The sequence below is a fragment of the Streptomyces sp. NPDC054765 genome (genome assembly GCF_053612065.1).
This window is the reverse complement of sequence record NZ_JBSHBP010000023.1, coordinates 56,716-83,347: the sequence shown is the minus strand read 5'-3', so window position 1 is coordinate 83,347 and position 26,632 is coordinate 56,716. Positions and strand designations below refer to the sequence as shown.

Below are 26,632 nucleotides of genomic sequence, written 5' to 3'. Positions count from 1 at the left end.
CACCGAACCGCACCGCAGTCGCACCCGTGAAACCCGAACCGGTCAACGTCACCGTCGTACCACCGGCCGCCGGACCCGAAGCCGGATTCACCGACGACAGAACCGGCGCGGCCGTGGTGACGTAGGTGTAGGTGACGAACTGGTTGCTGGTGCCACTGGGGGTGGTGACGGTGACCTGCACCGTCCCGGTGCCGAGCGGGGCGGTGGTGGTGATCTGTGTGTCGGAGACGAGGGTGAACGAGGGCGACGGGGTGGCGCCGAAGCGCACGGCGGTGGCCCCGGTGAAGCCGGTGCCGGTCACCGTCACCGGGGTGCCACCGGCGGTGGAGCCCGAGGTGGGTGAGACGGAAGTGACTGCGGGCGCGGCGGCGGCCAGCGGCTGCGCGGCGGAAGCGGTGGGTGTAGGTGCGGAGCGATTCACGGCCATGATCCTTCTCGGGCGTGAGCCCCGGCCGGCCGCAGAGGAGAAGCGCCGGTCCGGAGCTCGTCAGGATAGTGAGGTATCCGGGCAGGGCGAGGGCGTGCCCTGCCCGGACGGGCTGTCCGTGCCTGGTAAGAGGGACCAGGCCGTCAGCGATGCGGATTGCCGGTCAGATGCCCGGCCCGGCCAGGTAGGTGAAGCCACCGGCGGCGAGGACGCTGCCACCGCTGGTGGTCACGGTGACGTCGGCGGGGCCGGGAGCACCGTCCGGCGTGGGCGGGGTGACGACGGACAGCGTGGTGTCGTCGATGACGGAGAACGGTGCGGGCGTGGCCCCGAAGACGACCGACTGGGTGGTGGCGAGGTTGGTGCCGGTGATGGTCACCACGGTTCCTCCAGATGCCGGACCGGAGTTGGGGTTCAGTGTGCCGATGGTGGGCGCGTCGACGTACGTGTAGGATAGACCGTTGTTGGTACCGCCCGCGGTGGTGACACTGACGCCCACCGGTCCGGCCGCCGCACCCGCCGGTACGGTGACGGTCAGCTGGCCGTCGTTGACCACGGTCGGGGTCGCGGTGACCGCGCCGAAGTGCACGGCGGTGGCGGTGGACAGGCCGGTGCCGTTGATGGTGACGGTGTTGCCGCCTGCGGTGACTCCGGTCACGGGGGAGATGCTGGACTTGAACGGCGCACCGACGTAGAAGAACGACAGCGGGTTGCTGGTGCCGCCGGGGGTGGTCACGGTCACGGGGACCGTACCGCTGCCGGACGGGCTGGTGACGGTCACCGAGGTGGGGGTGTTGGCCGTGATGGTGGCTGTCTTGGTGCCGAAGTGCACGGCGGTGGCGCCGCCGAGGTTGGTACCGGTGATGGTGACGGTGGTTCCGCCTCCGGTCGAACCTTGGTTGGGGGAGATGGGCATGATGGTGCTCCTTCGTTGCGGTGTGTGAATGGGAGTGACGAACCAGGACCGGGCGGCCGCGATCGCCGCCGACGGTGCGGGTGGGTTGCCTGGTGGAGCATTCGGCCGAGGCGTCGGCCGGGCCGTCAGGTGCAGCCGATGACGCTGCCTGGCGGAGCACAGTTGTCGGGGGTGTTGCCGCTCACCGTGGTGGCGAGCAGGTTCACTCCCCCGGAGTTGACGTAGATACCGCCGCCGCTGGTCACGGCGGTGTTGCCGGTGACCGTGCTGGCGGTCAGTGATACGGCACCGTTGTCGTTGTAGATGCCGCCCCCGGCGACGGCGGTGTTGCCGGTGACGGAACTGGTGAGCAGGGAGACCGTGCCGCCCAGGTTCGAGATGCCGCCCCCGGGAAAGGGGGGCACGGCGCTGCCACCACGGACGGAGACTCCGACCATGCTCAACTGGCCCTTGGTTCCCGGCACGTTCGCGGGACCTTGGACCTGCAGAACCCGGAAGGCCGGGGCGCTCGGGTCGCGGGCGATGGTGACTCCCATCCCCAGCAGGGTGATCGAGGTGGTGATGGGCGGTAGTCCCACCGGCCCGGTGGGACTGCTGCCGTGCGCGCTGGTGAGTTGGTAGGTGCAGAACGGAACCAGCGTCAAGGTGTCCCCGCCTGCCGCATTGGCCGCATTGATCGCGTTCACCAGCGAGGTCTCGCTGCACAGCACGGGCGTCTGAGCGTGCGCCGAGTTCGGGACTGCGACCAGCCCCGCGGTCAGCGTCAGGGTCAGGGCGCAGACACCAAGGATGGCGCGCAATGTACGGACAGTTCGCATGTCGTCCCCTGGAAGAGGTGACGTGAGCCGCCACACCAGCCGATGCCGACGCACGGCACTGGTTGATGCCTTCACTTCCTCTGCGTGGGAGGGCACCCGCCACGGCGCCTGTACTGCACCGCCGGCGTTCTCAAGTGGGTTCGGCCGAGGTAGGCCGACTGCCTCCCCCGAGAGGATGGGCGGCCCACCGGATTGGATGGCCATCAGTAATCCACTCGAGTGAGCATGCCTGCAATGCCCTTGACGGCTCGTCACCCGAATGGCAGAGCGCGCGTCGGCCGCGGCGCACAACACCAGCGGCTTGGCGCCGGGATTCCCAACTGGCCGACCACAGACCGCTGATGGCCCTTCGCCACTCCGGGGCGCCCGCGCGGTCGCCCCCGGCCCGCGCGGTCGCCCCCGGCTCACCGGCCGGACCAAGGCCGCCGTCCACGGCCCGGCCGTTCATGAAGGCGGGCCGCTCCCACACCGGATTCCACTCGTCCTTTCGGGTGACCTCGCGCCCGGTGCGTTGCCGTCGTCTCACCGGAATGGGTTACTGAGTCCGTCCGATTCCGGTGGGCCGCCCCTCCTTTCGCCGTCGGGCACCGTCACTTCGACTTCGGCGACGGCGCGCCGCCCACCTCGCTTCCCGTCTCCGGTGGCGTCGCGAGGACCACGCATACGTACACGAGCGCGGGCGGCCCCTACACGGTGTCCGCGACCTACGACGGGGACGCCGGCTTCCTGCCCTCGGGCGGCAGCGATACCCAGACCGTCAACCAGGCAGCCACCACCACGGCGGTCGTCTCCTCCCCCGACCCCACCGTCGCCGGCCAGTCCCTGACCGTCACCGCCACGGTCGCGTCCGTCGCGCCGGGAGCCGGGAACCCGACGGACCGTCACATTCGACTTCGGCGACGGCAGCCCGTCCGTCACCACACCCGTCAGCGGGCTGGCCCTCGCCACCCACACCTACACCGGCACCGCCGGCAGTCCGTACGCGATCACGGGCACCTACAACGGAGACACCAACTACACCGCATCCAGCGGCACCGACACCCAAACCGTCAACAAAGCAACCACCACCACGGTGACTTCGTCTCCCGACCCCTCGGTGGTCGGCCAGACGGTGACCCTCAGGGCGACCGTCTCCTCCGGGTCCGGTACTCCGACCGGGAAGGTCACCTTCCTCTTCGGCGATGGCACCAGCTCCGCACCGGCAGTCCTGTCCGGCGGCACCGCCACCGTCACCCACGCCTACACCAGCACCACGGGAAGCCCGTTCACCATCACGGCCACCTACGGCGGGGAGACCGGCTTCACGGCTTCCAGCGGGACCGACACCCAAACCGTCAACCGGTCCGCGACCACCACCGCCGTGAGCTCCGCGCCGAATCCCTCGTCTACGGGTGAGCCAGTGACCGTCACCGCGACCGTGGCCCCCGTTGCTCCCGGAGCGGGTACGCCCACCGGGACCATCACGCTCGCCTTCACCGGGCGTACCCCGCAAACCGTGACTCTCGCCGGCGGCACGGCCACCGCGACGTTCAGTCCACTGCCCAAGGGGACCTACTCCGTCACGGCCAACTACAACGGCGACGTCAGCTTCGCGGGGTCCACCGGGACCACTGTCCAGACGTGTCATGAGGATCGCGTCGTTGCGGATGTGTGACGGCCCGGGATCCGCCGGAATCCGGTGCACTGCTCGCCTGCGATGTGCGACGCGACGTCCGGGCGGCCCCTCCGCGGCTCGCTGCTCCCCACTCACCCCATGGAACGGCTGGTTGACCTCCGCAGACGGCATGGCATGAGCCGCGGGGAGCAAAAGGCGCGACGGCTTCCGCGCTCGGATGGAAGGATGCGCCCCATGACGTCGCAACTGCCGTTCGGAGACAGGTTACGGACCGGGCTGGGGATGCCCGCACGACCCCGCAGACTGAGCAGCAGCCCGCGTTCACGCGTCTGGCGCGTCGCACTGAACGGGAAACCGGCGGTCGTCAAGCAGATCGTCGAGGGCCCCGATGCCGTACAGCGTTACGAGCGGGAAGTGACCGCCCTGCGGATCGCCTCCCGGGCCGAGCCGGCCATCGTGCCGGCCCTGCTCGGCACCGACCCCGCGGCGCGCGTACTGGTCCTGGAGGACCTCGGGCCCGGCCGGCCGTCCCGTGACTGGATCGTCGGCTACGCCACCGCCCTGGCCCGGCTGCACGCCACCGGCACCCCTGACGACGCCGGTCTGCTGCCCGCATGGTCCGGTCCGACACGGGACGACATCAGTTCCTTCCTCCGCCTCGCCGAGGCACTGGGCGCCTGGGTGCCGTCCCAGGCACCCGCCCAACTGGACGAGCTCGTGGAGCGGATCGGCCGGGCACCGGGGCACGCCCTGCTCCATGGGGACCCGTGCCCCGGCAACGATCTGCACACCGCCCGGGGAGTCGGATTCATCGACTTCGAGCAGGCCGCACTGGGCAACGGACTGATGGAACTCGCGTACCTGCGCATCGGCTTTCCCACCTGCTGGTGCGCCACCACGGCAACCGAACCGCTCATGGACCGCGCCGAGACCGCCTACCGCACCGCGTGGAGGGCCGCGACCGGCACCGCGCCGCACGGCGATCTGACCGATGCCTGTGCCGGCTGGCTGCTGCGCGGCGACGCGCTGGTGCAGCGGGCCCACCGCGGCACCGTCGACCACCTGTCGCGGATCCCGGAGCAGGACTGGAAGTGGGGCACCGCGACGGCCCGGCAACGGTTGGTCCACCGGCTCGGTGTCGTCGCACGGATGACGACGGACCGTGCCGACCTCAGTGGTCTGCACCGGCTCTCTTCAGACGTGCGTCAGCGCATGCTGACCCGCTGGCCCACGCTCGGACCGCTGCCCGCACAGCGCCCGTAGCGGCCGGGCCATGTGGCCTCGGGCGCGGGCCGTTCGCCTGCCGTACCGGGCCGGTGGATCAGCCGAGGTGCGATCCGGTCTTCTCCAGGGCCTCGCGCACGGGCTGGTAGAAGGATTCGCCGCCCAGGAGGCAGTCGCCCCGGCCGCCCGACGTCAGGCCGAGCGCGGTGTGGCCGTCGAAGAGCGGGCCGCCGCTGTCGCCGGATGCCGCGCAGATGCCGGCCTGGATCAGACCATCGACGGATCCTTCTTGGTAGTTGGCCGTCGCATCGACGGCGGTGACGTCACCGCTCTGGATATGGGTGCTGCTGCCGCTGCGTCGCACCCTCTCCCCCACGATCGCATCGCCGACCGTGGCGATGGACTGCTTCTTGCCGTTGTAGAGGTCCACCCGGCCGGGGTGCGCGAGGTCGTCGTCGGTGTACCTGGCGATCCCGTAGTCGTCACCGGGGAAGGTGCCGGTCTCGGTCTCGGCGATCTCCGGGCCCCCTTGTGTGGTGGACCAGCTCCGTACCGCGTTGGTGCAGTGGCCGGCGGTCAGGAAGTACGGCTCGCCGTCCTTGATGACGTTGAAGCCGAGCGAGCAGCGCGCACCACTCCCCCAGATGGCGTTGCCACCGGCGATCAGCGGCTGGAGCGTGCCCGCCGATCGTCTGAGGGCGACGCGGTCACCGAGTGAGGAGGCGACGCTCTTGAGGCGCGCCAGGCGGTCGCCGTTGACCGTGCGGTCGGCGACGACGACCACCTGGTTGGTCCTGGGGTCCATCGCCCAGGACGTCCCGGGGATCGTGGCTCTCTGCGCGAGCGTCGCGCGGGCGGCGTTCAGCGACGTGAGGGAATGCCTGACGATCCTGGCCTCGGCACCGGCTTCACGGGCCTTGTGCGCGGCTGCTTCGGTCGTCACATTGACGATGAGCTTGTGGTTCCGGGCGTCGTAATAGAAGCCCGCCACGTTGGCGCCGAGAGCGGAGCCGATGTCCCTGGCGCGCTGAGCGGCGCCGGTGCCCGACGGGGGCTCGGGGGTCCGGGCGGGAGCGGCTTGCGCACTCTGCAGGGTGAGTGCGGCGGCGATCAGGGCCACCACACCGGCACCGCCGAGGACGATGCGGGACGTCGGTGCGCTTGTGTGCTTCAACTCAAGACCTCTGGTGGGATTCGGGCCAGCAGTGGATATCTTGTCGGCGCCACAAGCGGCCTGTGGGCGTGGCACGGCGGCACGCCATCATTCTTTCCTGTGCCTGCTTCGTGCTACACCCGCCCGGCCAGGGGTGGGCAGGAATCACCTGTACGGCCGGTGGCGTCATCGGCCGCCTCCTGGATATTCGGCCGCCCTCTGGATATACCGCCGGGCCCGTTCTTCATATACCGCCGTGCCCGTTCTTCGAGTTGCCCCCGTAAAGCGGATTTCGGACAGGCGCCGACGGCTGTCATTCCGTGCGGCATTCCATGGGTGGCCCTATGGCACAACCCCGCCATTTCTCCGGGCAATTGATGCCGACGGGGCTCACGAGGCACTGGTCCGTACGAGTGAAATCGGCCCCCCTCCCTAGGCACGGGACAGGCAGCGGTGGGTCAATCAGGCTATCCGCGCGACGGGCCGCCCATTCCTCCGCACGGGCTGGATCAGTCATGCCATCCGGTCCCCCGGGCGACCCCACCCGCGCTCCTCTTTGTATATGTGTGGTGGTCACGGACCTGGGCGTTCCCTCGCAGGAGGCCTCTCGTGCACCCTCTCCCCAGACCGTCGTCCCGGTCCACCACCACGGCAGGCCGAGTCGTTGTCGGCCGCATCGGCACGGAGGAGCCGTCGGCGACGGACGGCGCACGATCCGGCCGGCCCCAGCGGTTGCCTTCTCTGACCGGTCTGCGCTTCGCCGCTGCGGGCGGAGTCGTCTACACCCACAGCGCACTGCTGATCCATCCGCACCTCGCGCAAACCCTCGGGCCCGAGGTGTGGGTGGGTGCGAGTTCCGTTTCGCTCTTCTTCATTCTGAGCGGCTATGTGCTGACCCATTCCGCCCGCTCGGGCGACACCGCGCGGGCCTTCTGGCGGCGGCGTGCCGCGAAGATTCTCCCGAATCACTTTCTGACCTGGTGCGTGGTCATGGCCGCGCTCGCCTGTACCGGTGTGACGACGGCCCTGCGCGGCTCCGGACTGGTGGCCAACGTCTCCAGCCTCTTTCTGGTGAACACCTGGGTGCCCAGCCGGCGCTTCGTGTCTGCCGGAAACCCGGTTTCCTGGTCCCTGGCCGCCGAAATGTTCTTCTACCTTCTCTTCCCCATACTTCTGCCGTGGGTCGAGCGGCTGTCGCGCCGTGGACTTCTGATCGGTGCGGGCACGGCCATCACCCTCGTCTGGACCTGTCCGGTGCTCTATGAGTTCGTCCTCAACCCCGGCGGGCCGTCGTTCCCCGGCTACTGGTCGTTGTACATGCTGCCGATCACACGGTTGCCCGAGTTCCTCCTCGGCATGCTGGCGGCCCGTATTTCCGCGGTGGGAATCCGGCTTCCGCGGGTCGGTGTGCTGCCGGCCGCGCTGGGCGTCATCAGCGCGATCGTGGTGAACAGTACGTACCTGCCGCACAGTTTCCTGTACGCGGCCTCGACCGTGGCACCGCTCGTCATGCTGGTTCATGCCACCGCGGAGCTGGACCTGCGCGGCAGAAGATCGCTGTTGCGCGCACCCGCGCTGGTGTTTTTCGGTGAGATCTCCTACGCCATGTACCTGGTCCACTTCCTGGTGCTGGGGTTGATGTACCTGTCTTTGACGGGTCTTGGCTGGAGCAACCTCTCCGTGGTGCTGGCCGGCCTCCCCGTCGTACTGCTGGCCTCGTGGCTGCTGTACGCGGGGGTGGAGCGGCCGTGTGTGCGCCGCTTCTCCACGCCTCGTCCGCGTGGTCGCGCGCGTGCGGCCGCCGGCTCGTGACCGTTCCGGGGCGGTCCGCCGCCAGGTCTGCCGCGCCCGGCGGCAGCACCGGTGTCACCACTCCCCCGATCAGCACTACCTCCGAAAGAGGTCCCCCATGTCCCGTACGCGAAGCGAGCAAATCGCCGCCCACCGGCCCCGTTACCAGGACGAGCTGGCACATGGGCTGGAGCGGTTCTTCGAACCACGGCGCACCACCTGCCCGTGGTGCACCTCGTCCCGTCTGCGCGGGCGCCTGCGCACCACCGACCATCCGCAGCACAAACCCGGGAGCTTCCGGCTCGACCAGTGCCGCAGCTGCGGTCATGTGTTCCAGAATCCCCGGCTGAGCGCGGACGGGCTGGATTTCTACTACCGCGACTGTTACGACGGCCTGGGTGAGGCAACGATGGCCCGGCTGGCCTGCTCGCCCCTCGCCGTCAGGCTCTACCGGGCACGCGCCCGCGCCATGCTGCCGTTCAGCCGCCCCTTACGGTGGCTGGACGTGGGCACCGGTCACGGCCACTTCTGCGCCGAGGCCCGCAGAATCCACCCGGACACCCGATTCCACGGGCTCGACTGGGGCGAGGGCGTCGAGATCGCCGCACGCAACGGCCGTATCGCACGGGCCTACCGCGGCTCCTTCGTCGGGCTGGCGGGCCAGTTGGCCTGCCATTTCGACGTGGTGAGCATGTACCACTACCTGGAACACACCCTGGCGCCTCGGCAGGAACTGGCCGCCGCGCACACCGCGCTACGGCCCGGCGGTCACCTCCTGGTGGAGGTCCCCGACCCCGAGTCCGTCGCCGCGCGGCTGCTCGGCCAGTGGTGGGGACCGTGGCTGCAGCCGCAGCATCTGCACTTCATCCCGTTGGACAACCTCTGCAGTGCACTGGCGGAGCAGGGTTTCACCGTCGTGGCGACCGACCGGCGGGAGCCCCATGTCCCCACCGATCTGACGTCCGCGGCGGTGAACCTGCTCAAAACCGTCCTGCCGAAGGAAGATCTGCCCTGGCTGCCGGAGAGACCGGGTCCGCTCAGCCGCTGGGTCCGCAGGCTGTCCCTGCTGGCCGTCGCGCCCGTGTTGCTCGTCCTCGTCGGGCTCGACCTCCTGTCGGCTCCGGTCACGCGGCGCACCCGGCTGTCCAACGCCTACCGGGTGGTCGCCCGTCGCGACTGACCGCACAGCTCCGGGCCGCTCCGGGAAGGTCCCGGAGCAGCGGTCACCGGACCCTCGTCCCTCACGCAACTGCAACTGCACAGGAAGGCAAGCGAGTTCAGCCGGCCGGGAATGCGACGAAGAGCCCGCCCGGGTGAAGCCACGCGCGGCCGGAATCACCGCAGTCAAGGAAACGGAACACTGCCGACTATGCACATCCTCATCGCTACCGCAGGTTCGCACGGGGACGTGGCGCCGTACACCGGTCTGGGGGCCCGGCTGCACCGTGCCGGGCACCGGGTCGTGATCGCCACGCACGCGCGCTCGGCCGGGCTGGTCCGTCGCAGCGGGCTGGGCTTCCACGCCCTGCCGCTCGACCGGTACGCCACCTCCGGAACGGACGACAAGAAGGGTCACGGGACGGGGAAGGGTGACGGAACGGGGAAGGGTGACCGGAAGACCGGCCTCACCAAGGCCGAACAAGTAAGGCTGGCACGGGAGTTGGCCCCGGAGATGGCCGACGCGGTGACCGAGGCCTGTGCGTCGGGTGCGGAGGTCCTTCTGTTCTCCAGCAGCCTGGCCCCCTTGGGGCTCGTGGCGGCGGAGGGCCTGCAACTGCCCGGCATCGGGGTGTTCCTGCAGCCCCTCGCTCCCACCCGGGAGTTCCCCCCGGTCATCTTCGGCATGCCGTCGTGGGGACCGTTCGGCAACCGGATGCTGGGCCGCTGCGCCCAGTCGTTGCTGGCTCGGGCCTTTGCTCCCGGGGTGCGCCATCTGCAACGGCAACTGGGCGTGACGGCGGATGCCCTGGAGCGGCGGCGGGCAACGTGGCCCGTCCACCACGGTTTCAGCCCGGCGGTGGTTCCCCGGCCTGCCGACTGGCGGCCGGGAATGGAGGTGTCGGGCTACTGGTGGCCGTCGGAGGCTCCTGACTGGACCCCGGAATCCAGGCTGGCGGACTTCCTCCGATCCGGCCCGCCGCCGGTCTTTGTGGGCTTCGGCAGCATGACGCCCACCGACCCGGAGCGACTCGCGCGCCTTCTGGCACGAGCCTTCCGGCTCGCCGGGGTGCGCGGTGTCGTACAGACGAGCTGGGCCGGTCTGTCCGTCGAAGGAGACGAGGTACTGACGGTGGGTGAGGTTCCGCACGCCCAGCTGTTTCCCCGGATGGCGGCCGTTGTCCACCATGCGGGAGCCGGAACCACGGCGGCCGGGCTGCGCGCGGGGGTGCCCGCGGTCCCGGTACCGATGATGCTGGACCAGCCCTTCTGGGCGTCGCGTCTGATCTCACTCGGAGTCAGTCCGGGAAGGATTCCCTTCGGGCGGCTGTCCGCGGAGGATCTCGCGGCCGCCGTGCGGAAGGCCGTGCACGACCCCCGGTACCGTCGTCGCGCCCGGCAGGTGTCGGCGCTGATCGGCACGGAGGACGGGGCCGGCCGGGTCCTGGCGGCGGTGGAGCAGCTGGCGGGAGGGGACCCCAGGGGCGGTCGAGGCTCCGGCGGCTGAGGCTGCTTGGCGCAGGAGCGACACCACGTGCCGCTGCCGGCCGGGCCCGCAGCTGTTCGGACCGGCCCCGGCCGGTCCCGACCGCTTCGGCCGGAGCTGCGGCTGGTGCAGTACTACTTCGAGACCAAGGAGAAGCTGCTGCTCCATGACTTGCAGCGGCCGGCCGCCGGGCTCGGCGCCCGGATCGCCGACCGGGTCCGGGCCGCCGGGGACACCCCGGGACCGCGGGAGATGATCGAGGCCGTGCTCCTCGAAGCGCTCCCGGCCGACGAGGAGAGCCGGACCTTTCACCGCGTCTGCACCGCCTACGCCGTGCCGGCCGTGACGGATGAGGCGCCGGCCGCCCAGCCGTTCATCGACGGCCCCCATGCGGCCGAGGACAGGGTGGCCGGCCAGCTGGAGCGGGCGCGCGGCCGGGCTCACCGCCCCCGGCATCGACATCCGCACGGAGGCGCTCGGTCTGCTCGCCCTGTCGGCCGGCCTCGGCACCGGCGTCCTGGTGGGTCAGCGCACCCCCGAGGCCGCCGCGGCGGTCCTCCGCCACCACCTCGACCGGCTCTTCCCGGCCCAGGGGTGAACCGGCCCTGCAATCGGCCCCTCCGGGGTCGTCCACCGGCCCGCGCCACCGGATGATCGCCCTGAGAGCACAGCAGGCAGGACACGCGGGAGCGATTCCATGGGCGACGACGCACAGCACGGCGCGCACGGCCGGGGCGACGGGGAGCGCGGGCACACGGGCACACCGGGCGGCCTGGACCGCCGGCACTTTCTCGGGGCCGCCGCGGTGGGGGCCGCCGGGATCGCCGCGGGACTCACCGCCGGCTGCGACTCCCCCTCGGGCGGACGGCACGGAGCCTCCCGCAGCACCACCGGTGGCGACCCCTCCGGCATCGACGCGGAGCGGGACCGGCAGGGAAATCCCGACTGGCGGATCGGCTCGCCGGGCCCGCCCGAGGCGGTCCAGGGTTACACCGACAAGGTGAGTGTTCTCCCGGGAGAGGAGTTCGGACTGCATCTCTCCACGACCGCACCCGGACTCGTGGTCTCCGCCTACCGGGTCGGCTGGTACCGCGGGGCCCAGGCCCGGCTGGTCTGGCGTTCGGGCAGGGTGGCGGGGCGGGTCCAGCGCCGCCCGCGGGTGCTGCCCGGCACCCGCGGCGTACGGGCGGACTGGCAGCGCACCCTCGGTGTGCGCACCGGCGGCTGGCCACCGGGCGCGTATCTGCTGCGGCTCGACGCGGAGAACGGGCACCAGCGGTACGTCCCGCTGATCATCCGTTCCGCGAGCGCCGCGGGCAGGACGGTGCTGATGCACGCGGTGACCACGTGGCAGGCGTACAACAAGTGGGGCGGCTACAACCTCTACGAGGGCGAGGACGGCGCGTACGGGACGCGGTCGCTGGCGGTGACGTTCGACCGGCCCTACGACAAGAACGGCGCCGAGAAGTTCCTGGTCTATGAGCGCGCGGTGGTGGTCCTCGCGGAGCGGCTCGGCATCCCCCTGGCCTATACCACGAGCGTGGATGTCCACCTCGACCCCGCGGTGCTGCGGGGCGCCGCAGCGGCGGTCTCGCTCGGCCACGACGAGTACTGGACCCCACAGCAGCGGGAGCACATCACCCGGGCACGCGATGCGGGCACCAATCTGGCCTTCCTCGGCGCCAACGCCTGCTTCCGCCGGGTCAGGCTGGAGCAGGGATCGCCCGGCACCGCCCGCACGGTGGTCTGCTACAAGTCCGCCTACCAGGACGACCCGTATTTCGCGGACCACCACGGCCCGCCGACCCATGACTTCCGCCAACCCCCCGCCGCGGCCCCCGAGTCGTCCCTGACGGGCGTCTTCTACGAGGGCTATCCCACCGATGCGCCCTATGTCGTCCACAGTGCGGACCACTGGCTCTTTGCGGGTACGGGAGTGAAGCGGGGCGATTCCTTCCACCACCTTGTCGGGGTGGAGTACGACCGGGTCACCCCGGAGGCGCCCACCCCCGAGCCGCTGGAGATCCTCGCCCACTCCCCGCTCGTCTGCGCGGGACGCAGCAGTCACTCGGACTCCGCGTACTACACCGTGCCGGGCGGCGCCGGTGTCTTCTCCTCCGGGACGATGCGGTGGGTCGAGGCCCTCATGGCGGGCACCCGCGAGAACGGCCGGGATCACGGTATGGACGGGCGCACCAGTGCCTTCGTCACCCGCACCACCGAGAACCTGTTCCGCGCCTTTGCCTCGGGGCCGGCCGCGACCCCGCGGCCGGCCCCGAGGAACAACGTACCGAGCATCTACGGGAGTTGACCGTCATCCGCGGCCCGGGGGCTGTGGGCGGCCGGGAACCGGCGCCCCTGCACACCGTTCTCGCACGTCGGAGCCTGGCGCGTACGGAGGCCGACGGCGCCCGCGCGGGCCGGCGCGCCCTCCCCGGAATCGTTGCTCCCCGGCTGGAAGGACCGTGCAGGGCCGAGGCGTTGACCCGACGGCTCGTCACCGCCGTCTTCGCGGAGCCCGCGCGCCTGCCGGCCCAACTGCTGCCCGCCCCACAGGGGTTCCCCTCTCCCCCTCCACCACATAAGTCCGATAAATACTTTCTTTCGGCTTCCGTCTGCATTGTGTAAAGCCTTTGGTGTTGGCGGGATATGGCGGCGGCGCGGGTGCATTGTCATTCCTGCCCGGCCATCGGCGGGGCAGCTCGCACCATGGCAATGCAGAAAGGCACGATCCTCAATGACTGACGGATTCAAGCGCGCCCTCGCTCTCGGCGCCGCCACCGTTGCCCTCGCCGGAGGCGCCGTCCTCTCCTCGGTGGGCATCGCCTCGGCAGCCCCGTCGCACCACGGGGACCACACCGCCACCCGACACGTCGACGGGGGGCGGTGCCACATGATCCACGGGCACTGGACCCGCACCTGGCACCCGGCCTGGCGTGACCGGCACGGCATGCGCCACCACGGCTACTGGACCAGGACCTGGCACCGCGAGCACCTGGACTGCCACCGTCGCTGACCACACCTCCGCAGCAGTTGTGGGCCCCCGGGCCGGCACCGGCCCGGGGGCCCACCCGCGTGCGCGCACGGGACACGCCCCGGATCCCGAGGCCCCGCCACGTCACACCGGACGACGCGCCCGCAGTCAGCGCACTCCGCGGGGCCGGAACTGGACGCTGACCCGCGGTCCGGCCGCCCGAGCAGTCTTGGGGATCGCATGCTCCCAGGTCCGCTGGCAGGATCCGCCCATCACGATCAGGTCGCCGTGTCCGAGCGGCCGCCGTACGGCGGCGCCGCCGCGCCGGGGCCGCAGCAGCAGATCGCGCGGCGCGCCCACGGACAGGATGGCGACCATCGTGTTCTCGCGATTGCCGCGGCCGATCCGGTCACCGTGCCAGGCCACGCTGTCGCGGCCGTCCCGGTAGTAGCAGAGCCCGGCCGTGGTGAACGGTTCGCCGAGCTCCGCGGCGTAGTGGGCGGAGAGCGTGTCCCTGGCCTCGTCCAGCACGGGGTGCGGCAGTGCGTCGTCGGCTCGGTAGAAGGCGAGCAGCCGCGGTACGTCCACCACGTGCTCGTACATCCGCCGGCGCTCGGCCTGCCAGGGAACCTCGGCGGCAAGCTGCGCGAACAGGGCATCGGCCCCGCTCAGCCACCCGGGCAGCAGATCGATCCAGGCCCCGTCGCCGAGCTGGGTCCTGCGCACCCCGCACAGCGGACCGAGACGGACCTCGTCGGCCTGGTCGAAGAGCGAGCCCTGTAGGTGCATGGCCATGCTTTCAGGGTACGTCATAATCGAATGTGTGTTCTGGTGCGAGATCCGGCGGTGCGCCTCCCCGGCACCCGGCACTTCCAGAGGCCGGCCGCTCCCCCGCTCACCGATCGCGTCGCAGCGCCTGCCGTCCGCAAGGAAACCGCCGCCGCCCCGGGACGGCCTTGCCTGCACGGGGTGCCGGGCGCACGCTGAAGACATGGGCAACGGAGAGGGCCCTACGCTCATCACTTCCGTCCAGCGAGCCTTCCGCTTGATGGAAGCCGTGGGCGCGCACGAGGGCGGCGCACCGGCGAAGCTGCTGGCGCGCGAGACCGGATTGCCGCTGGCCACCACGTATCACCTCTTGCGCACGCTGGCTCACGACGGGTACATCCGGAAGCTGGAGGACGGCGGCTTCGTCCTGGGGGACAAGCTGGACACCCTGCAGGCGGGCGGACGGGGGCAGGCGCTGCTCAATCGAGTCCGCCCCGCGCTCGCCTCGCTGCGGGACGATCTGTCGGCCGCCGCCTATCTGACCTTCTACGAGGACGGCGAGATCCGGGTCGCCGAGATCGTCGACGGCCCCCGGGCGCCACGGGTCGACCTCTGGGTGGGCTTCGAGGACGCCGGGCACGCCACGGCGCTGGGCAAGTGCGTACTGCGCGAGCTGGATGACGAGGCCCGCGACGACTACCTCTCCCGGCATCCCCTCGCCGACCTCACGCCCCGCACCATCACCGGCCGGGCCGAACTGCTGCGCAAGCTCGACACCCTGCCCATGGCACCGGTGGTGACGGACATGGAGGAGTACGCCCTCGGCACGTTCTGCGTCGCGGTACCGGTGTACAGCGGGGAGATGCTCGGATCCCTCGGGGTATCGCTCCGGGCGGACCGGGCCTCGCGTATCGACGAGGTCCGCAACCGGCTGCTTCCGGCAGCGACCCGTGTGACCAGGGGACTGTCGCTCACTATCTGAAATTCCGGCCCTTGCGCCTTCCCCACAGACACCCGTTTCCTAGACGAAACGGACATTTAGGAATGTAAGTGCCCTGAGCAGGGAAGCGAGCTGCGGACCAGTACATGCGCGAAGCCCCGATCCATCACCACGACCACCTGCCGCGGTGGCAGCTCGCCAAGCCGTTCTCCGCTCTGCGGGCGCCGGTCCGGCAGCCCGCGCCCCGGGGCGACGCATCGTCCGGTGCGACGGACACCCGCCGGCACTTCGCCTCCGGCGTGCCGCTTCTGATCATCGCGGCCGTGGCGTTCCTGTCTCTCTGCGGCGGGACCGGCATGAGCTGGCTGCCGCTGCTCGCCGTGGGCCCCTCACTGGCTGCCGCCACCAGCGGGCCGTGGGGCGTTGTCCGCGTCGGTGTCCTGGCGGTGGCGCTGGGCGCGGCGCTCGGTCTTCATGGTGGTGCGCCGGGCAGCGAACAGGCGATCGTGCTGTCCACGCTGTCCGCCGTGACGCTGGCCAGCAGCCTGGCCAGTGCTCTGCGCAGGCGTCGCGAACAGGTACTGGCCGCCGTGCGGTCCGTTGCCGAGGCCGCCCAGCACGCCTTCCTCAAGCCCGTCCCGGCAACGGTCGGGAATTTCCAGACGGCGGTCCGCTACAGCGCCGCCGCTGCCGAGGCACGCATCGGCGGTGACCTCTACGCACTGGTGCCCACCCCGTTCGGGGTCCGGCTGATCGTGGGCGATGTGCGCGGCAAGGGGCTGCCGGCGGTGGGGATCGCCGCTCTGGTCCTGGGCGTGTTCCGGGAGGCGGCCTACGACGAGCCGGATCTCCTGGATGTGGTCCACCGGATCGAACGGAGCCTGGCGCGCAATCTCGGCCCGGACGACTTCGTCACCGCGGTGCTGGCCGGATACCCCGAGGCCGGCCGCATGGAGCTGGTCAACTGTGGTCATGCCGCCCCGCTCCTGGTCCATGACGCGGGCGTGCTGCCGGTCGAACCGGTCCGGCCGGCCCCGCCGCTGGGCTTGCGGGCCCTGGCCGACGAGGCTCCCGGCCTGCAGGAAGTACCCCTGTCCGACGGTAACCAGCTGCTCTTCTACACCGATGGTGTGACCGAGGCCCGGGACCACAAGCGTGAGTTCTACCCACTCGCGGAGCGGCTGTCCCGGCACCTTTCGGAGGATCCTTCCCGCACCCTGGCCGCGCTCCATGAGGATCTGCTCGCGCATGTGGGCGGCGAGCTGCACGACGACGCCGCGATGCTCCTCCTCCGGAAGTCGGCCGACGCCGCGCCGGTGGCGGCGGGCGAACCGGACCGGCCGGCCGACCCGTGGCCCTCCCCTCGGGTGGCCTGCGAGTAGGAGGGCTTGCGCGCAGGAGCACCTCACCTCGGGGTATGTGGTGTGGCGGCCCCCGGCCCGCGCGTCGTCCCCCTGCCCGGCCGTCCGCCCCCGGAGGCGGCCACCGCTCCACCCCGCAGCCGTCAGCACGGCCGCCACGTCACGCCTCGGCCATGAGTCCCTTGCGCAGGGTGGTGCAGGCGCGGGTCAGGAGGCGGGAGACATGCATCTGGGAGAGGCCGAGTTCCCTGCCGATCTCGGCCTGGGTCATTTCCTGCCCGAAGCGCAGCTGGAGGAGGGTGCGTTCACGGTCGTCGAGCTTGGCCAGATGCGGCTTGAGGGCCTGGATGTCCTCGGCCAGGGCGAGGGCGGGATCTTCGGTCCCGATGAGGTCGGCGACGAGACCGGTCTGCTGCTTGCCGCCGGTTTGGATGGGCCGGTCTATCGAGTCGCTGTCGTAGCCGTTGCCGGCCACGAGCCCTTCGGCGACCTCCGCCTCCCCGAGATCGAGGCGGGCGGCGAGGTCGGCGACGGACGGCTCGTGGCGGCCCTCGCTCTCCAGCTCCTCCCGGGCGCGGGCGAGGTCGATACGGAGTTCCTGCAGGCGCCGCGGCACCCGCACCGACCAGGTGGTGTCGCGGAAGAACCGCTTGATCTCGCCCTGGATGTAGGGGACGGCCAGCGTGGTGAACTCCACGTCGCGGGAGGGGTCGTAGCGGTCGATCGCCTTGATCAGACCGATCGTCCCGACCTGCAGGACGTCCTCCATCGACTCCCTGCGGCTGGAGAAGCGGCGGGCGACATAGCGCACCAGGGAGAGATTCATCTCGATGAGGGTGTTCCGCGCGTACTGGTACTCGGGGGTCCCCTCCTCCAACTCCTGCAGTCGCAGCAGGAATTGCCTGGACAACTCCCTTGCGTCGGAAGGGGCGACGCGCTGCGGAACCCGGATCTGCGGCAGCACCGTCGGAGCCGGAACGGCACACTCCGTCGACGTGGTCTCCGGCTCCGTTCCCGTGGTCAAGGTGCTGTTGCTGCTCATGCGCTGGCTCCCGCCTGTTGCTGAGCCCCCGTCGCCCGCTCCCCTACCCGCCGCCGCCACAGGCATGTCCCGCCGTTTCCCTTGACCGCCACGGGCCGCCGGCGTCCCCACGCCGTCGAGGGCATGGACGGTCGGGTGGGGCCACGGCCGGCCGACGGGTGTGCCGGGTTCGTCCTCGCCGGTGAAGACGTCCCCCGCCGCCCACAGGACATGGAGCGGCCCGCGGCCCGCGCGGGACACCTCGCACGCGTACAGGTCCGGGTGGCCTTCGGCCGTCAGGAGCCGGCATGGACGAGCAGTTCCAGCTCAGCCCGGCGTTCCTCCTCGACGGCATCGCGGCACGCCGGCCACGGGAGGAGAGGTGTTTCGCGCGTTGAGAGCCTCGCGAAGGGGCGCCATGAGGGGGCGCGCGGGAGCCCGTGCGGGGTGGCGCTTCCGGGATTGTGGCGCTTCCGGGCTGGCGCTTCCGCCGGGCACCGCGGCTCGCCGCCGTCACACCGCCGCGCGCGAAGTCCCGCCCGGAATTCCCTTGCCCGTGCGGCGGCCTTATTCCCTTGCCCGTGCGGCGGCCTTCGTGACACCATCATTTAACGCAACACTTGTAGTAGTAACGAAACCCAGGGAAGTGTCCGCCCGATGGCCCGCCGTGCCCCCTCGTTCCAGCAGATCCCGGTCTCCGACGCCGGGTCAGGCCCCTACGCCCTCACCACGGGCCCCGACGACGCGCTGTGGTGCACCCTGGTCCACGCGGGACAGATCGCCCGCTTGACGCTCGACGGCCGGCTCGACCGCTATCCGCTCGATTCCGCATCCTGTGGGCCCTCCCTCATCACCCCGGGATCCGATGGCGCGCTGTGGTTCACCCGGAGTCAGGACCACCGGATCGGACGGATCACCGTGGCCGGGGAGGCAACCTCGTTCCCCCTTCCATCCGAGGGCGGCGGCCCGTTCGGCATGGTGTCCGCCCCCGACGGCGCACTGTGGTTCACCCAGCTGCACACCGACCGCATCGGGCGTATCACCACGGACGGCCGGGTGACGGAGTTCCCGCTGCCCCTCAGCGGTGCCTTTCCCTCGGCCATCACCACCGGTCCCGATGACGCCCTGTGGTTCACCCTCAATCAAGCACACGCGATCGGCCGTCTCGGCCTGGAGGGCGACATCACCCTCCATCCGCTCCCGACCGCGAATGCCGCACCGGTCGGCATCACCTGCGGTGCGGACGGCGCGCTCTGGTTCGTCGAGATAGGCGCCGGCCGGATCGGCCGGATCACCACGGACGGTCAGATCGACGAGTTCCCCCTGCCCGACCAGGCGTCCCGGCCGCACGCGATCGTCGCCGGCCCGGCCGGTGACTGCTGGTTCACCGAGTGGGGAGCCAGTCGCATCGGGTCCATCACCCCCGACGGCCGCATCGAGGAGTACGACCTGCCGACCCCGTCCTCGGAGCCGCACGGCCTGGCCTTCGGGACGGACGGCGCCCTCTATGTGGCACTGGAAATCGGAGCGATCGCCCGCATGGAGTTCTAGCCGGCGGCGGGCCGGTACAGCCGCTCCCGCCGGACGCCGCGCCCCCGCCGGCGACTGGCGGCCGTGCGGTGCGCTCCGGTCATGTGGCGGAGCGGCCGGCGGGCCGGCGAAGCGGCAGGCGGCGCGGCCGGCGGCGCGGCGCGGCGCGTTCACATCGGCAGCCCCAGGCCACCGTCGCGACGCCGGCCGACGCATGCGGGCCGTTCGCCCCCGTATCTCACCGCGGTGTCGCTCTCGGCAAGCTCCGTCTCGGTGTCACCATCGAGAGCACACGCATCGCCGCTGGGAGCAATGCCGGCCGACGGTGCCACGACATGGACAGCCCACGGGGCGAGCGCTCGGCGAGCTGCAACCCGAGGAGAGGTGTCGAAATGAGCAGTCCAGCCGCCCGGGGGCGGATGCTGGCGGACCTGATCGCCGCCAGCCATGTGATCACGCTGGAGCAGTTGCCGGATGTGGTCCGCAAGCACGCGGCCCGGGTCGGCTGGCTGGACGTGCAGATCTACCTGGCCGATCTGCAACAGGACGTCCTCTGCCTGCTCGCCGGCCATGGGGACGGTTCCGAAGGGGAAGCGCCGCCGCCGGAGGTGGTGCGCGTGGAAGGCACGCTCGCGGGGAGGGCGTTCCAGACAGGGGGCATCGCCGCCGGCGCCTCCTCCGCGGCCGGCCAGTGGTGGGTTCCGTTGCTCGACGGCACCGAACGCCTGGGGGCGCTCCGCGCCTCTGCGGCGCCGGGCGCGGAGATGGATCCCCAGGCGGGCCAGGACCTGCGCAACCTCGCCGGGCTGGTCGCGCTGATGATCGTCAGCAAGCGTGGGGCGAGCGACACCTACGCCGGGCTGGTACGGCGCCGGAGGATGAATGTGGCCGCGGAGATGGAGTGGCGCATCATGCCGCCGCGGACCTTCGCCACCGACCGGGTGCTGATCAGTGCGGTGATGGAGCCCGCCTATGAGGTCAGTGGCGACGTCTTCGACTACGCCATCGCCGACGAGACCGTGCACCTGGCGCTCTTCGACGCCATGGGCCACGACACGGCCGCCGGACTGACCGCCAGTCTCGCGGTTGCCGCCAGCCGCAACCGGCGCCGGCAGAGCCCCGGAATCCTGGAGATCGCCGAAGCCGTGGAACAGGCCCTGGTGGAACAGTTCGAGTCGAGCCGCTACGCCACGGGCCTGCTGGCCGAGCTGAACGCCGCCACCGGAGTGCTCACCTGGACCAGCCTCGGGCACCCGCCGCCGGTCATCATCCGCAAAGGCCGCACCGCCCTGAGCCTGTCCTGTCCGCCCGCCCCTCCCATGGGTACCGACCTGGGTCTGCGGCCCACCCTGCGCCGGGATCAGCTGGAGCCCGGCGACCGCCTGCTCCTCTACACCGACGGCATCACCGAGGCCCGTAATCGTGAGGGCCGGGAGTTCGGCCTGGCGGGCTTCACCGACTTCCTCATCCAGCACCATGCCGACGGGCTGCCCGTGCCGGAGACCCTGCGGCGTCTGATCCGGCGCCATCTCGCCTACCACGACGGACTGCTCGGCGACGACGCCACGGTCCTGCTGCTGGAATGGAGCGGCCCGACCCCCTACCGTCCCGCCCGGGTCGAAGCCCTCGCAGGTCTCCCGGAACACTCCACCGTCGGCGACGCCCCGCCCGCCCCCTGGACCACGCCCGCCAGAGACGTCCTGTGAGGCGCCGGAGCGTGGGGCGCCGTACGGGAGGCGGGTGAAGGACCCGGGGCGGTGTCCCCGGCCAGGAGGCACCTGGAGTGCACCCCCGACGACGGGGCAGAAGCGCTCTGGAGGTCACCCATGCCATTGACTACTGCGGTACCCCTCTTCGGACGACGCACCGCGCACCGTGCCGCACACAGCTCGGCGGTCCGGGCCGCGGCACGCGGCGGTTTCGTGGCCCGGGGCGTGATCTACCTCCTCGTGGGCGTGCTGGCGCTGCGGATCGCATTCGGCGACTCCGGTGAGCAGGCCGACCGGGGCGGAGCACTGGCGGAAATCGCCGCCCGGCCGTTCGGCAGCGTGCTGATATGGGCACTCGGCCTGGGGCTGGCGGGAATGGCGCTGTGGCGCCTGTCCGAAGCGGGGTTCGGCGCGGCCGGCCCCGACGGGCACAAGGCCGGGACACGACTGCTGTCCCTGGCCCGCTTCCTCTTCTACGCGGTGGTGTCGTTCTCGGTGCTGTCGTTCGCGGCGGGGAAGAAGGGCAGCGGCAGCGGGGCGAGCGACCAGCAGTCCCGGGATGCCACGGCCAAGGCCCTCGAACTGCCCGACGGTCCCTGGCTGGTGGCCGCCGCGGGTGCGGGCATCACCGTGGCCGGAATCTGGATCGCGGTGCGGGCGGCCCTGCGCAGGTTCCACAAGAACCTCGACCGGAGCGGAATGTCGCGCCGCGTGCGGCGCGGTGTCGATGTCCTCGGTGTATCCGGTGGCATCGCCCGCGGTGGTGTGTTCACGGTCGCCGGTACGTTCGTCGTCAAGGCCGCGGTCACCTACGACCCCGGCAGCGCCAAAGGGATGGACGACACACTCCGCTCCCTGGCCGGCACCTCGGCCGGTCCCTGGCTGCTGGCCGCCATCGCCGCAGGTCTGGCGCTGTTCGGCCTCTTCTCCTTCGCCATGGCCCGGTGGCGGAAGGTCTGACTGAGGGACGAGACCGGCTCCCGCCGTCTCCCCGTATCGTCACCGCATGTCCGGCACTCCCCGCCCCACGACAGGAGCTCCCGTCGCATGACCGAAACCGAGCAGAATGCCCCGGCAGCGCGGGCCGTCTTCCGCGCGGAGGCCTTTGTACGCAACGGCCGCTGGCACCTCGAAGTCGCCAGCCTCGACAGCGAACCCGACACCGGCGACACCGAAGCCCTGCTCGTCACGCTGTGGCCCGTTGAGGACACGCCCGACGGCAGCGGCTTCCCCGCCGCCGCCCTCGGCGAGAAACTGCTCGACAACGGTTTCGCCCTCGCCGACCCCGGCCGGGGCACCGGCGGCTGGACGCCCGCCGGCGACCGGGGCCGTTATGCCGCCTCGTGCCATGCGACGGACCAGGCGCCCGCGTGACCTGTCGCAGGCTTCTTGGCCGGCGAAGGCCCGGAGGCGGTACCGGACGGCCCCGGCCATGACGAACCCCCGCCCTGCGCGAGGCAGGGCGGGGGCGGGTGACGGGGCTCAGGCGGGTTCGGGACCCGTCGACGGCTACAGGAAGCTGACGTTCTGGGCGAGGGAGAGCCGGCCGGAGTAGTTGATCGTGTTGGTGGCGGAGCGCATATAGGCGCGCCAGGCGTCGGAGCCGGACTCGCGGCCGCCGCCGGTCTCCTTCTCCCCGCCGAAGGCACCGCCGATCTCGGCGCCGGAGGTGCCGATGTTGACATTGGCGATGCCGCAGTCGGAGCCCTCCGCGGACAGGAAGAGTTCGGCTTCCTGCTGGTCGCGGGTGAAGATGCTGGACGAGAGGCCCTGCGGGACGTCGTTGTGCAGGGCGATGGCCTCGTCCAGGGTGTCGTAGGTCTGCACGTACAGGATCGGCGCGAAGGTCTCTTCGCGGACGACGTCGGTCTGTGCGTCGACGCGGACGAGGACCGGCTCGACGTAACCGGCCCGGGGCGCGGCGTCGGCGAGGCGGCGGTTGCCGCCTGCGAGGATCTTGCCGCCCTCGGCCTGTGCCCGGGTGAGGGCGTCCTGCATGGCGTCCAGGGCGGCGGTGGAGATGAGGGGTCCGACGAGGGTGGTCTCGTCGAAGGGGTTGCCGATGGGGAGCTTCTGATAGGCGGCGGTCAGCCGTGCGAGGAGGGTGTCGGCGATGTCCCGGTGGACGATGAGACGGCGCAGGGTGGTGCAGCGCTGCCCGGCGGTGCCGGCCGCGGCGAAGACGATGCCCTGAACGGCGAGGTCGAGATCCGCGGAGGGCGCGACGACGGCGGCGTTGTTGCCGCCGAGTTCGAGCAGGCTGCGGCCGAAGCGGGCGGCGACGCGGGGGCCGACCTCGCGTCCCATACGGGTCGAGCCGGTGGCGCTGACCAGCGCGATACGGGGGTCGTCGACGAGCTTCTCGCCGACGGTGCGGTCGCCCAGCAGCAAGCGGTGCACCTCGCGTGGCGCACCGACCTCCTCGGCGGCCCGGTCCAGCAGCCGGTCGCAGGCCAGCGAGATCAGCGAGGTGAATTCGGAGGGCTTCCAGATCACGGTGTCGCCGCAGGCCAGGGCGACGGCGGTGTTCCAGGACCACACCGCGGCGGGGAAGTTGAACGCGGAGATGACGCCGACCACGCCCAGCGGGTGCCAGGTCTCGGCGAGCCGGTGGCCGGGGCGCTCGGAGGCGATGGTGCGGCCGTAGAGCTGGCGGGAGAGGCCGACGGCGAAGTCGCAGATGTCGATCATTTCCTGGACCTCGCCGAGCGCCTCGGAGCGGATCTTGCCCGCTTCGATGGTGATGAGGTCGGCCAGGTCGCTCTTGTGGTCCCGCAGCAACTCGCCCAGGCGGCGCACCAGTTCGCCGCGTCGGGGCGCCGGGGTGGTGCGCCAGGTGAGGAATGCCTCGCGGGTGGCGGCGATGGCCTCCTCGGTGTCCTCGGCGGTGGCCGCGCGCAGACCGAAGAGGTCTTCGCCGGTGAGGGGGCTGCGGGCGGAGAAGTCGTTGCCTTCCGGCACGGTGACGCCGAGGGCGGCGAGGCTGCTGCGGGCACGGGTGCGCAGGTCCTCGGTGGTGGGGAGGATGGTGCTGGTCATGATGCTCCCTTGGGGTGTGGAGGGGTGCGGGTGGCGGGTCGGGTGGGTCAGCGGGGTGTGCCGTCGAGTCCGAGGTCCCGGGCGGCCTGCGCGAGGGAGCGGTTCTGCTGCCCCTCGTAGAGGTCGAAGGGGTCGAGGACGTCGCGGCCGAGGGCGTCGGAGAGCCATGCGCTGTCGTAGGCGGCGCCCTGTTGGTCGTTGTTCCTGGAGCCCTCGTCGCCGAGGTTGGACTGGAAGATGCCGGCCGCGGAGCGGGGCAGGAAGTCCTCGTAGACCACGGGTTCGGCACGAACCCAGCCCTGCTCCACCAGGTCACGGAGCCCGGCGGGCGGCCGGCTTCCGTCCCGGGGCCGGTCGGGCACGGCGTGGTAGGTGAAGTGCGCCAGGCCCTGTACGGCGAGTTCCTGCTCGGTGTCGGGGAGTTCTTCCGCCCACAGGGCGCGGGCGAGGCCGGCCCGGTCGGCTCCGGGGTTGTGGGCCGCCCGGTCGTCGACCCGGGCGAGCAACCGGTCGTAGCGGGCCCGGCCCTCGCGGCTGAGGGCGATGCCCCGGGCTTCGACCTCACCGAAGCGCACCCGCAGCGCTCCGCTGGTCACGCTGCCGTCCGGGGTGCGCATTGCGCGGGGCTCGGCGAGCGCACGGAAGGAGGTCTGCCGCAGCAGGACGTCGGGGCCCTTCCAGCGGGGAGGCCCCTGGATGGTGTCGATCATTTCGATGCCGCGCTCGGTCATCCGGCGGTAGAGCTCGTCGATGTCCAGGACGCGGGGGGTGAGGTGGTTGATGTGGGTACTGCGCACGCCCCCGATGTCCGCGGCGACCGCGGAGACCCGTTCCAGGGTGGCGTACCACGCCTGGTCGACGGGTTCCCGGGACAGTTCGAAGGCCGCCACGGCGAGGTGGAGGAACCGTTCGGCGTCCGCTTCGGGCAGTTCCCCGGCGGCTTCCGCGCGGTCGGCGAGTGCCAGCAGTTCCGGGGGGAAGAGCTGACGGCCGGCGAGGAAGTTCTCCAGGCGGGCGCGCAGATCGGGATCGAAGAACCGGGGGTCGGCGGGGGTGAGCATGGAGGTGAAGACGCGGAACGGGTTGCGGGCCAGTTCCCCGCCGTCGACGGGGCGGAACGCGGTCGAGACGACGGGGACCGCGCTGGCGGCGGCTTCCCGCAGATCGTAGAAGCCGACCGGGTGCATGCCCAGGGCGCCGAAGATGCGGGCGACCTGCCGCAGTTCCCCGGGGGTGCCGACGCGGATGGCGCCGTGCCGTTCCGCGGTCACCCGGCTGATGGACCCCAGGCGTTCGGCGTCGGCGCCCTGTGCCCGCAGCACGTCCTCGTTGACCTCGCGGGAGACCTCCACGAGCGTGGTGTAGGCGGGCACCTCCCGGCCGTACATGTCCGAGAGCCGCTGGGCGAACGCGGCGCGCAGTTGCCACTGGCTGATCATCGGCAGGTCATCCTTCCGTCGGGGGGATTCACACCACATGGATTTCGGGGCGGATCTCGGCACCGGTCGTGAAGCGGTCGGCACTGAAGGAGGTCACATCGACGAACGGTGTGCGCTCCAGGTGGATATCGCGCATGATCTCGCCGACGGCCGGGGCCTGGAGGAAGCCGTGGCCGGAGAACCCGGTGGCGTACAGGAAGTTGTGCGGCGCGCCGGCGCGTCCGATCAGTGCGTTGTGGTCCGGGGTGACCTCGTAGAGCCCGGCCCAGCCGCCGGCGGTCTCCATCTCGGCGAGAGCGGGGGCCCGGCGCCGGGCGGCGGCGCGGAACAGGTCGAGCCACTCCGGTGTCCAGGTGGTGTCGAAGCCCTCGGCCTGGCCGGGATCGGCGAGGCCGAACAGCAGGCCGTCGTCGCTGTTGTGGAAGTAGGCCGTCGAGGCGAAGTCGATGGTGAAGGGGATGCGCGGGGAGGGCGGGGCAAGCGGTGCGGTGAAGGCGAGCTGGCGGCGTACCGGGCGCACCGGGAGGTGGACGCCCGCCATCGCGCCGAGCCGGGCGGACCAGGCGCCCGCGGCGCAGATGACCGTGGAGCAGGAGATCCGGCCGTGATCGGTGTGGACGGCCGTGACCCGGTCCCCGGTGGTGTCGAGGCCCGTGACGGTGGTGTGCGTGGCGAACGTGACGCCGGCTCGGGCGGCGGCGCGCGCATAGCCCTGGACGGCGAGTCCGGGCCGGGCGTGGCCGTCGGTCGGGGAGTAGGCGGCGGCCACCAGCCCGTCGGTGGTGAGGTAGGGGCACAGCTGCTGTGCCTCGCGGGGGCCGATCATGCGGCTGGGGACGCCGAGGCTGTTCTGGATCCGGACACCGGCCTCGAAATCTGCGGCCTGCTGATCGCTGGTGAGCAGGAAGAGATAGCCGACGCCGTCCAGCCGGACGTCGGCGCCGGGGCGCTGTCCGAAGTCCTGCCAGGCGCGCAGACTCCTGCTGCCCAGAGCGATGTTGAGCGGGTCGGAGAACTGCGCCCGGACTCCGCCGATCGGCTTGCCCGAGCTGCCGCTGCCCAGCTCGCCGCGCTCGATGACGACGATGTTGTGCACCCCGGCCTCGGCCAGGTGGAACGCGATGCTGGTGCCTATCACACCGCCGCCGACGATCACGACGTCGGCGGTCGGCGGAACGGTGCGGGAGGTGGATGACATGGACAAGAGGCCGATCCCTTCCAGAGGCCGAAGCCGGCGCCGGGGCGTCCGTCCGGCGCGTGGCT

The 26,632-nt window shown here is 71.3% G+C and carries 22 protein-coding genes and 1 pseudogene; 14 read left to right on the top strand and 9 right to left on the bottom strand.

Annotated features, from left to right (window positions below):
• From ACWGJY_RS17210 to ACWGJY_RS17200, 3 genes are all read right to left on the bottom strand, one after another.
• On the bottom strand, positions 1 to 421 hold a 421-nt coding region (locus ACWGJY_RS17210), incomplete at its 3' end, for an IPT/TIG domain-containing protein (RefSeq protein WP_453261623.1).
• Between the two features lie 169 nt (positions 422 to 590).
• Positions 591 to 1,343: an IPT/TIG domain-containing protein gene (locus ACWGJY_RS17205; protein WP_453261622.1), complete on the bottom strand. Its 753-nt coding sequence runs from the start codon at positions 1,341 to 1,343 to the stop codon at positions 591 to 593.
• 125 nt (positions 1,344 to 1,468) lie between these two features.
• Positions 1,469 to 2,161 carry a hypothetical protein gene (locus ACWGJY_RS17200; protein ID WP_453261621.1) on the bottom strand — a complete coding sequence of 231 codons (693 nt, stop codon included), beginning with the start codon at positions 2,159 to 2,161 and terminating at the stop codon, positions 1,469 to 1,471.
• A 1,072-nt stretch (positions 2,162 to 3,233) separates the two neighbouring features.
• Between ACWGJY_RS17200 and ACWGJY_RS17195 the strand changes: the two genes are divergently transcribed.
• On the top strand, positions 3,234 to 3,815 hold the full coding sequence (locus ACWGJY_RS17195) for an Ig-like domain-containing protein (protein ID WP_453261620.1): 582 nt from the start codon (positions 3,234 to 3,236) through the stop codon (positions 3,813 to 3,815).
• A 195-nt stretch (positions 3,816 to 4,010) separates the two neighbouring features.
• Positions 4,011 to 5,039 (top strand): phosphotransferase family protein, encoded by a 1,029-nt coding sequence (locus ACWGJY_RS17190; protein WP_453261619.1) that lies wholly within the window; start codon positions 4,011 to 4,013, stop codon positions 5,037 to 5,039.
• A gap of 58 nt (positions 5,040 to 5,097) precedes the next feature.
• Here the strand turns inward: ACWGJY_RS17190 and ACWGJY_RS17185 are convergent, their stop codons facing one another.
• Positions 5,098 to 6,174, bottom strand: coding sequence for a S1 family peptidase (locus ACWGJY_RS17185; RefSeq protein ID WP_453261618.1), 1,077 nt, complete (start codon positions 6,172 to 6,174; stop codon positions 5,098 to 5,100).
• A gap of 588 nt (positions 6,175 to 6,762) precedes the next feature.
• Here ACWGJY_RS17185 and ACWGJY_RS17180 point away from each other — a divergent pair.
• From ACWGJY_RS17180 to ACWGJY_RS17155, 6 genes and pseudogenes are all read left to right on the top strand, one after another.
• Positions 6,763 to 7,965 carry an acyltransferase family protein gene (locus tag ACWGJY_RS17180; protein ID WP_453261617.1) on the top strand — a complete coding sequence of 401 codons (1,203 nt, stop codon included), beginning with the start codon at positions 6,763 to 6,765 and terminating at the stop codon, positions 7,963 to 7,965.
• A 97-nt stretch (positions 7,966 to 8,062) separates the two neighbouring features.
• Positions 8,063 to 9,124, top strand: coding sequence for a class I SAM-dependent methyltransferase (locus ACWGJY_RS17175; protein ID WP_453261616.1), 1,062 nt, complete (start codon positions 8,063 to 8,065; stop codon positions 9,122 to 9,124).
• 189 nt (positions 9,125 to 9,313) lie between these two features.
• The gene (locus ACWGJY_RS17170) at positions 9,314 to 10,609 is read left to right on the top strand and encodes a glycosyltransferase (RefSeq protein WP_453261615.1); all 1,296 of its coding nucleotides are present in this window, start codon (positions 9,314 to 9,316) and stop codon (positions 10,607 to 10,609) included.
• A 96-nt stretch (positions 10,610 to 10,705) separates the two neighbouring features.
• Positions 10,706 to 11,186, top strand: a pseudogene (locus ACWGJY_RS17165) (TetR family transcriptional regulator C-terminal domain-containing protein); the annotation flags it as partial.
• A gap of 99 nt (positions 11,187 to 11,285) precedes the next feature.
• Positions 11,286 to 12,899: a N,N-dimethylformamidase beta subunit family domain-containing protein gene (locus tag ACWGJY_RS17160; protein WP_453261614.1), complete on the top strand. Its 1,614-nt coding sequence runs from the start codon at positions 11,286 to 11,288 to the stop codon at positions 12,897 to 12,899.
• Positions 12,900 to 13,325: 426 nt separating this feature from the next.
• Positions 13,326 to 13,604: a hypothetical protein gene (locus ACWGJY_RS17155; RefSeq protein WP_453261613.1), complete on the top strand. Its 279-nt coding sequence runs from the start codon at positions 13,326 to 13,328 to the stop codon at positions 13,602 to 13,604.
• A gap of 126 nt (positions 13,605 to 13,730) precedes the next feature.
• Here the strand turns inward: ACWGJY_RS17155 and ACWGJY_RS17150 are convergent, their stop codons facing one another.
• The gene (locus ACWGJY_RS17150; RefSeq protein WP_453261612.1) at positions 13,731 to 14,357 is read right to left on the bottom strand and encodes an alpha-ketoglutarate-dependent dioxygenase AlkB; all 627 of its coding nucleotides are present in this window, start codon (positions 14,355 to 14,357) and stop codon (positions 13,731 to 13,733) included.
• 196 nt (positions 14,358 to 14,553) lie between these two features.
• Here ACWGJY_RS17150 and ACWGJY_RS17145 point away from each other — a divergent pair, with 196 nt between their 5' ends.
• Positions 14,554 to 15,312 carry an IclR family transcriptional regulator gene (locus ACWGJY_RS17145; RefSeq protein WP_453261611.1) on the top strand — a complete coding sequence of 253 codons (759 nt, stop codon included), beginning with the start codon at positions 14,554 to 14,556 and terminating at the stop codon, positions 15,310 to 15,312.
• 104 nt (positions 15,313 to 15,416) lie between these two features.
• A complete protein-coding gene (locus tag ACWGJY_RS17140; protein ID WP_453261610.1) occupies positions 15,417 to 16,652 on the top strand; it encodes a PP2C family protein-serine/threonine phosphatase in 1,236 nt (411 codons plus the stop codon).
• 139 nt (positions 16,653 to 16,791) lie between these two features.
• On the opposite strand, the gene ACWGJY_RS17135 is transcribed toward ACWGJY_RS17140, so the two are convergent.
• On the bottom strand, positions 16,792 to 17,673 hold the full coding sequence (locus ACWGJY_RS17135) for a SigB/SigF/SigG family RNA polymerase sigma factor (RefSeq protein WP_453261609.1): 882 nt from the start codon (positions 17,671 to 17,673) through the stop codon (positions 16,792 to 16,794).
• Positions 17,674 to 18,309: 636 nt separating this feature from the next.
• On the opposite strand from ACWGJY_RS17135, the gene ACWGJY_RS17130 reads away from it, so the two are divergent.
• From ACWGJY_RS17130 to ACWGJY_RS17115, 4 genes are all read left to right on the top strand, one after another.
• The gene (locus ACWGJY_RS17130; protein ID WP_453261608.1) at positions 18,310 to 19,203 is read left to right on the top strand and encodes a Vgb family protein; all 894 of its coding nucleotides are present in this window, start codon (positions 18,310 to 18,312) and stop codon (positions 19,201 to 19,203) included.
• Positions 19,204 to 19,601: 398 nt separating this feature from the next.
• Positions 19,602 to 20,888: a PP2C family protein-serine/threonine phosphatase gene (locus tag ACWGJY_RS17125; RefSeq protein ID WP_453261654.1), complete on the top strand. Its 1,287-nt coding sequence runs from the start codon at positions 19,602 to 19,604 to the stop codon at positions 20,886 to 20,888.
• Between the two features lie 120 nt (positions 20,889 to 21,008).
• Entirely contained in the window at positions 21,009 to 21,851 is an 843-nt protein-coding gene (locus ACWGJY_RS17120; RefSeq protein WP_453261607.1) for a DUF1206 domain-containing protein, read from the top strand.
• A gap of 87 nt (positions 21,852 to 21,938) precedes the next feature.
• The gene (locus ACWGJY_RS17115) at positions 21,939 to 22,265 is read left to right on the top strand and encodes a hypothetical protein (protein WP_453261606.1); all 327 of its coding nucleotides are present in this window, start codon (positions 21,939 to 21,941) and stop codon (positions 22,263 to 22,265) included.
• 135 nt (positions 22,266 to 22,400) lie between these two features.
• Here ACWGJY_RS17115 and amaB read toward each other — a convergent pair whose 3' ends face one another.
• From amaB to ACWGJY_RS17100, 3 genes are read right to left on the bottom strand one after another with little or no spacing between them, the layout of a single operon-like run.
• Complete coding sequence (gene amaB, locus ACWGJY_RS17110) at positions 22,401 to 23,930, bottom strand: L-piperidine-6-carboxylate dehydrogenase (protein ID WP_453261605.1); 1,530 nt, start codon at positions 23,928 to 23,930, stop codon at positions 22,401 to 22,403.
• Between the two features lie 47 nt (positions 23,931 to 23,977).
• Complete coding sequence (hglS, locus tag ACWGJY_RS17105) at positions 23,978 to 25,369, bottom strand: 2-oxoadipate dioxygenase/decarboxylase (RefSeq protein ID WP_453261604.1); 1,392 nt, start codon at positions 25,367 to 25,369, stop codon at positions 23,978 to 23,980.
• Between the two features lie 28 nt (positions 25,370 to 25,397).
• Positions 25,398 to 26,567, bottom strand: coding sequence for an NAD(P)/FAD-dependent oxidoreductase (locus ACWGJY_RS17100; RefSeq protein ID WP_453261653.1), 1,170 nt, complete (start codon positions 26,565 to 26,567; stop codon positions 25,398 to 25,400).
• Positions 26,568 to 26,632 lie beyond the last annotated feature (65 nt).